The following is a 1,538-nucleotide window of genomic DNA, read 5'->3' on the forward strand; positions in this document are numbered from 1 at the left end:
TCGCAGGACTGGTCATGCAGGTCGCACCGTTGACCGCCAATGCGTACATTGAATGCGCCCTGACGCCGACGAGATTCTTTGTGGGGGACTCCATCCTGTGGGTGAACTATCAGGAAGGTGGCGTCGGCACCATCGCGCAGTCAGATCCTGACTTCAAACCAGTCTTCGCCGTCATCATGACGGCAATCACAACGCAGAAATCGGTTCTCGTCAGGTATCCAGACGGAGCGAGTTGCACGAGCCAACAAGACATCGTAGGCGTTTGGCTGTCGAGGTGACGAACCTTCGTTGACGATCACCGATCCCGCATACCAGCGATCAAGCATGTATTCGACGCGCAAGAAGCTGCTGGACTGCACGCGCCGATCGGTCGACCTCAGTTCACTCCACCGGATCGTACTGATCCACCTCGCAATGCCCGCTCGGCCCGATGCCCGTCGTGTAGACGGTCGCGGTCTTCTTGCCCAGCGCGAACATCATCATCGCCGTCGCCATCACCGCCTTGTTCTCGCTCTTGATCAGCATCCAGCCGAAAGGCGCACCGTTGCAGTTGGTCGGGCGCCCGGCGTCCAGCCTGATCAGGTAACCGGCGGGCGTGCTGGTCGTGTCGACGACGGTGCCGGTCACGTAGGCAGCCTGGACCTGCGCTTGTGCGCCGAAGGTTGTCAACGCGGCACTGGCGGCCAAAGCAACTCGTGCCGCGCGGAAGGTCTTCAGACAGGTACGTTTCATGTGTGCTTTCGAAGAGGAATGGGTATGTGGCCGGGACGGCGAACAGCACCGCACAGCCTGCGGATTTTCTCCGCAGTCATGCGCGATACGCCACCCTCACTGGGCATCACCCGGTTCCGCGCTCCGGCCTGTGAACTGTGATGGCTGCCAGTTTTTCAATTCAAAGGAGGATGTGATGAAGCATGGATTCCGGACGGCAATGGCCGTCGCTCTGTCGCTGGCCACGCAGGCCAGTTGGGCCAACTACGCATGCACCGGATTGGTCGACTACCTGGGCGTCGACCAAGGCGGGGCGGTGGTGGTGGCGCTGAAAGACGCAACACCGATCCACAAGATCTGCTCGATCGGAGCCCAGGGCTCCTTCTTCATGCTGCCGACCGCATGTAAGACGGTCTATGCGACGTTGCTGGCAGCCAAGCTGTCGAACCGGAGCATGACGGTTTTCTACAACGAGAACGGATTCACTTGCGGCTCTCTGCCGCAATGGGAAAACGTTCCGGGTGTCTACTTCATCCAGGGGCCGAACTGAGCGACCGCCGGGCGCCTCAAAGACCGCCCATGCTCAGAAGGCGTAGCGGCCGGTGATGCCACCTACCCAATTGCGCCCCGGCGCCGGTTCGAAATAACGCGCATTGCCCTCATTGACGATCACCGACCCCGCATAGGTGCGATCGAACACGTTGTCGACCCGCACGAAGCTGCTGAACTGCCAGGCGCCGAGGGGCAGCACAATCCCGACGCTCGCACCGACGGTGGCCTGCCCGCCAGCCGCATCCGAGTTCAAGTCGTTCACGAACACCTTGCTC

The 1,538-nt window shown here is 61.0% G+C and carries 3 protein-coding genes and 1 pseudogene; 2 read left to right on the forward strand and 2 right to left on the reverse strand.

Going from position 1 to position 1,538, the window contains the following annotated elements:
• On the forward strand, positions 1 to 278 hold a 278-nt coding region (locus AC1D12_RS32980; RefSeq protein WP_477845332.1), incomplete at its 5' end, for a hypothetical protein.
• 103 nt (positions 279 to 381) lie between these two features.
• Here AC1D12_RS32980 and AC1D12_RS32985 read toward each other — a convergent pair.
• Positions 382 to 732, reverse strand: a complete 351-nt coding sequence (locus AC1D12_RS32985) for a hypothetical protein (RefSeq protein ID WP_477845333.1) — start codon at positions 730 to 732, stop codon at positions 382 to 384.
• Positions 733 to 907: 175 nt separating this feature from the next.
• On the opposite strand from AC1D12_RS32985, the gene AC1D12_RS32990 reads away from it, so the two are divergent.
• Complete coding sequence (locus tag AC1D12_RS32990) at positions 908 to 1,261, forward strand: hypothetical protein (RefSeq protein WP_477845334.1); 354 nt, start codon at positions 908 to 910, stop codon at positions 1,259 to 1,261.
• A 33-nt stretch (positions 1,262 to 1,294) separates the two neighbouring features.
• Here the strand turns inward: AC1D12_RS32990 and AC1D12_RS32995 are convergent.
• Positions 1,295 to 1,538 (reverse strand): annotated as a pseudogene (locus AC1D12_RS32995) (TonB-dependent siderophore receptor); the annotation flags it as partial.

The organism is Rhizobacter sp. P1_G5, assembly GCF_056405435.1.